4 protein-coding genes are annotated in these 4,538 nt (G+C 67.0%); 1 reads left to right on the top strand and 3 read right to left on the bottom strand.

Annotated elements, in window-relative coordinates; all coding sequences use genetic code 11:
- Positions 1–1,291, top strand: a 1,291-nt coding sequence (locus AC2VOU_RS17400; protein WP_486958491.1) for a peroxidase family protein, incomplete at its 5' end; no start/stop codon positions are given.
- Positions 1,292–1,405: 114 nt separating this feature from the next.
- On the opposite strand, the gene AC2VOU_RS17395 is transcribed toward AC2VOU_RS17400, so the two are convergent.
- From AC2VOU_RS17395 to AC2VOU_RS17385, 3 genes are all read right to left on the bottom strand, one after another.
- On the bottom strand, positions 1,406–2,257 hold the full coding sequence (locus tag AC2VOU_RS17395; RefSeq protein WP_486958490.1) for a class I SAM-dependent methyltransferase: 852 nt from the start codon (positions 2,255–2,257) through the stop codon (positions 1,406–1,408).
- 265 nt (positions 2,258–2,522) lie between these two features.
- A complete protein-coding gene (locus tag AC2VOU_RS17390) occupies positions 2,523–3,281 on the bottom strand; it encodes an SCO6745 family protein (protein ID WP_486958489.1) in 759 nt (252 codons plus the stop codon).
- Positions 3,282–3,427: 146 nt separating this feature from the next.
- Entirely contained in the window at positions 3,428–4,441 is a 1,014-nt protein-coding gene (locus tag AC2VOU_RS17385; protein WP_486958492.1) for an NADP-dependent oxidoreductase, read from the bottom strand.
- Between the last annotated feature and the right edge of the window lie 97 nt (positions 4,442–4,538).

Genomic DNA, 4,538 nt, shown 5'->3' with positions numbered 1-4,538 from the left:
GGACGCCATCACCAGCGGCCTGGAGGTGGTGTGGACGCCGACCCCCACCAAGTGGGACAACACCTTCCTGGAGACCCTGTACGGCTACGAGTGGGAGTTGACCAAGAGTCCCGCGGGCGCGTGGCAGTTCACCGCGAAGGACGGTGCCGGCGCGGGCACCATCCCGGACCCGTTCGGCGGGCCGGGCCGTAACCCGACAATGCTGGTCACCGACATCTCGCTGCGCGAGGACCCGATCTACCGGGAGATCACCACGCGTTGGCTGGATCACCCCGACGAGTTGGCCGACGCCTTCGCCAAGGCGTGGTTCAAGCTGCTGCACCGCGACATGGGACCGGTCTCTCGCTATCTCGGCCCCTGGATTCCCGAGCCGCAACTGTGGCAGGACCCGGTACCGGACGTCGACCACACGCTGGTCGACGACAAGGACATCGCCGCCTTGAAGAAGAAGGTCCTCGACTCTGGGCTGGCAGTGCCGCAACTGGTCAAGACGGCATGGTCCGCGTTGGCCAGCTACCGCAACACCGACAAGCGCGGCGGTGCGAACGGTGCGCGAATTCGCCTCGAGCCGCAGAAGAACTGGGAGGCCAACGAGCCTTCCGAGCTGGCGAAGTCGCTGGCGGCGCTGGAGAAGATTCAGCACGAATTCAACGAATCGGCAGCCGGCGGCACGAAGATCTCGCTGGCCGACCTGATCGTGCTGGCCGGGTCTGCGGCGGTGGAGAAAGCGGCCAAGGACGCCGGCTACCAGATCGACGTGCACTTCGTCCCGGGCCGTACCGACGCCTCGCAGGAGAACACCGATGTGGAGTCGTTCGCGGTGCTCGAACCACGTGCCGACGGTTTCCGCAACTATTTCCGGGCCGGTGAGAAGGTGCCCCTCGAGCATTTGCTGCTCGAAAAGGCCTGCCTGCTCGGCGTGACCGCTCCGGAGATGACTGTGCTGATCGGTGGCCTTCGTGCACTCGGCGCCAACCACGGCGGCAGCAAGCACGGTGTGTTCACCGACAAGCTGGGCGTGTTGACCAACGATTTCTTCGTCCACCTGCTCGACATGAACACCGAGTGGAAAGCATCCGAGAGCGCGGAGAACGTCTACGAGGGCCACGACCGGTCCTCGGGTGCCTTGAAGTGGACGGCGACCGCCAATGACCTTGTGTTCGGGTCGAACTCGGTGCTGCGCGCCCTGGCCGAGGTCTACGCCCAGGACGACAACAGTGGGAAGTTCGTCGAGGACTTCGTCGCGGCCTGGGTCAAGGTCTGCAACAACGATCGGTTCGACCTGCGGTAACGCCTGATCGCCCTGCCCGAACACTGCACCCCGCGAGCTTCGGGTCGCGGGGTGCAGTGCTGGCCGGCCGGCGCCTGATGCATGTCGAGAGTCGCGCGTCGTGGAACCGCCGAATCAGTGTCGGCGAGTCAGCAGCGCTGTCGCACTCCAGGGTCGTTTCCCTGGGTCACGCGGATCGGGTTGCGGACCCCACAGCGTCGGCCACATGAACATCGGCAACCTACGAAATCGCTTGGCGGCTGCCATCAGATGCTCTGATTCGAGGACTCGCCAGCCCAGTGCTTCGAAATAGGCCAACCCGTTTTCGGGCGCAAAAATGAACGGGGCATTCTGCAGCATCCCGGACATCTTCTTGTTCATCAGCCTCTTCAGGCCGGGGCCGCCGAAGTCGAGCATCCACCAGCAGACCTCAGGCCGATCGAGCGCGTCCGAAAGCGCTGCGACATCACGCTCTTGGAGATACATCAGCAGGCCCTCGGTCAACACCAGCGCGTTGGCGGCGCCGTCGAGAGCTTCGTCGAGAAATGCGCTGCGGGCTGCCGGATCAGCGAGGTCGACCGCGGACCGTGCCAACCCGCACTGCGGCGTCTGGTCGGCAAGGAGTTGCGTCTTCTCCTCGAGCAACTGCGGAAGGTCCGCCTCGATCCAGGGGAAGTCAGCCGGAAGGTGCAAGCGGTAAGGCCGGGTGTCCAAGCCGGCGGCCAGATTCAGCACCCGATCACAGCCTTTGGCGATCGCCCCGGCGATAGCGTCATCGATGATCTTGGTCCGCGCGATGAGCCACCAGCCGTTGCGGCTCGACGCCGGAGTGTTGGCGACGATCGCGCGGCCCTGCGCTCCCGCGAGGCGCTCGGCGAGCGGATCGCGGAACAGCGCGTCGGCCCGCGATGATTCGGCAGCCCGGTAGAGCGCAGTCCACCTGGCGGTGTCGGAAACATGGGTGATCACATGTTCGGCGTCTGACATGGCTTGGGTTATAGCACTCCGGCGCTGCTGGAATCCGCGTTGGGTCGTGTACCAGGGTCTGAAGGACATCTCGTTGCACTCATGTGGCGTCCCCTTGCGGGGTCTGGGTTTTGGCCTCTGTGCGTCCGGTTCCGCGTCGGCGGGGTTTTAGGGATACTCCACCAGTGCGCCCGTCGGCCCGGCTGGCGCGACGGCGGCTGGCACGCAAAGGAGTTCGGTCGTGGTCGATTGCGGGCCGTAGCGGATCCGCGTATCCGTCGACCGTTCAGGTCGCGGCAGAGGCCTGCAGCGATGCCAGGGCGCCCGCGCTGAGCCGGGCGAGTTCGTCGGCCTCCTCGGGGGTAAGCGCGGCCGCGAAAATCTCGGCCATCCGGCGGTTGGTCGCCTGCTCGACCTCGGCGTAGCGGTCCTTCTTGTCCGCCCCGTCGGCGAATGGCTCGGGCCACCCGAACATCGCCGCGTACTGATGGCCCTTGTTGAGCATGTGCGCTTCCACCGGGGTGATGCCGGAAATGGTGAGGGCGTTGAAATGAACGCCGCCCCGCAGCTCACGCAGAACGTGCATGACCTGCAGCGCCTGCGCCGCAGCGTCGTCGGCCAGCGGCATGGTGCGCCAGCCGGCATACAGTGGCAGGCCCGCGTCCGGTGCCGCCGCGATGACCTTCTCCCCCAGCGCCGCGATGCGGTCCAGGCTTTCGGCGCCGGCCAGGTGCTTGCGGGCGAAGCGGGCAATCTGGTCCCAGTACACCTCGGCCGCGCCGGCCGCGCCGTGCACCGCGACGCCCTCCTCCCACAGGCCGCGCAGGAAGTTGGCTTCGAACGCAACGAACACTGAACCGACCGTGGCGCCGGTGGCCTCGCCCAGCACCCCGCCGCGGCCGGCGACGTATCCGGTGAGCGGGTTGTGGTAGCCGGCGGCGATGCTGTCGGCGAACGTCTCGGGGTGCAACATGAACACCGCGACGGCTTGTTGGATGGGCGAGGCCGCGGCGATGGCCGCGTCGAGCACGTCGTTGTTGCTCATGGGTCTCCTTGTAATTCATGACGCTGCGTGTGTCGCACGCTACTCCTGGCGTCGTTTCCCTACCCAGGCAGCAATGTCGCGCGATGCCTGGGCGTGTGCGGTCACGATGATCTACGTCAACCGCACCGCGAGGCTTCGCTTACCGCCTAATCGGAGACCTTGACGACGAGCTTGCCGACGTTCTTGCCGTCGAACAACATGTTGATCGCCGTCGGCAACTGCTCGAAGCCCTCGACGACGGTTTCCAGCGGGGTGAGGGCGCCTCCGGCGATCAGGCCGGCGATCTCGGTGATCGCCTCCGGCGCGCGCCCGAAGTGGTCCAAGACGATGAAGCCCTGCAGCGTCGCGCGCTGGATGAGCAGGTTGCCGAACGCGCGCGGCCCGGGCGGTGGGTCCGCCGAGTTGTAGCCGGAGATCATGCCGCACAACGCCACCCTGGCACCGATGTTCAGGCGCGCGAAGATGGCGTCCATGATGTCGCCGCCCACGTTCTCGAAGTCGACGTCGATCCCGTCGGGCGTGGCCGCGGCAAGCTGGGCGGCCCAGTCGTCGGCGCGGTGGTCGACGGCCGCATCGAAGCCGAGCCGTTCGGTGACCAGCGCGCACTTCTCGGGGCCGCCGGCGATCCCGACGACGCGTGCGCCGGCAGCCTTGGCGAGCTGACCGGCGACCGAGCCGACCGCCCCGGCCGCCGCCGAGACCACGACCGTCTCCCCCGGCTGCGGCTTGCCGATGTCGTGAATCCCGACCCACGCGGTCAGCCCGGTCATGCCCAGCGCACCGAGATAGGCGCTCGGCGAGACGCCCTCGGCGACCTCGACCGGCATCAGCGGCGCCGCGGCCGATGCGACCGCGTACTGCTGCCAGCCGACGAGGCCCTGCACCGTTTGGCCGACCCGATAGTTGGGGCTGTTGGACGCGACGACCTCGCCCAGGCCGAGCCCGCGCATGACCTCGCCGATGCCGACCGGCGGAAGGTAGGTCGGGGTGTCGTTGATCCACCCGCGGTTCGTGGGGTCCAACGAGATCCAGTCGACGCGCACGAGCGCCTCGCCGTCGCCGATGTTCGGCATCGGTGCCTCGCTGAGCTCGAAGGTGTTGGCGTCGATACGTCCGGTGGGGCGCTGACGGAGAAGGAAGCGGCGGTTATGTTCGGCCATGAGGTACAAGGTAGCTCCAACGGCGAACGGCCGTAAGGCGCTGGCGCGTCGGGTCGGCGCTGAGCTGATGTGCTGCAGTTACTTTGCCAATGCACCC

The sequence above is a fragment of the Mycobacterium sp. TH-M25 genome (genome assembly GCF_057473665.1).
Note: the sequence above shows the minus strand (reverse complement) of the source record. Positions and strands in the feature narration are given on the sequence as shown.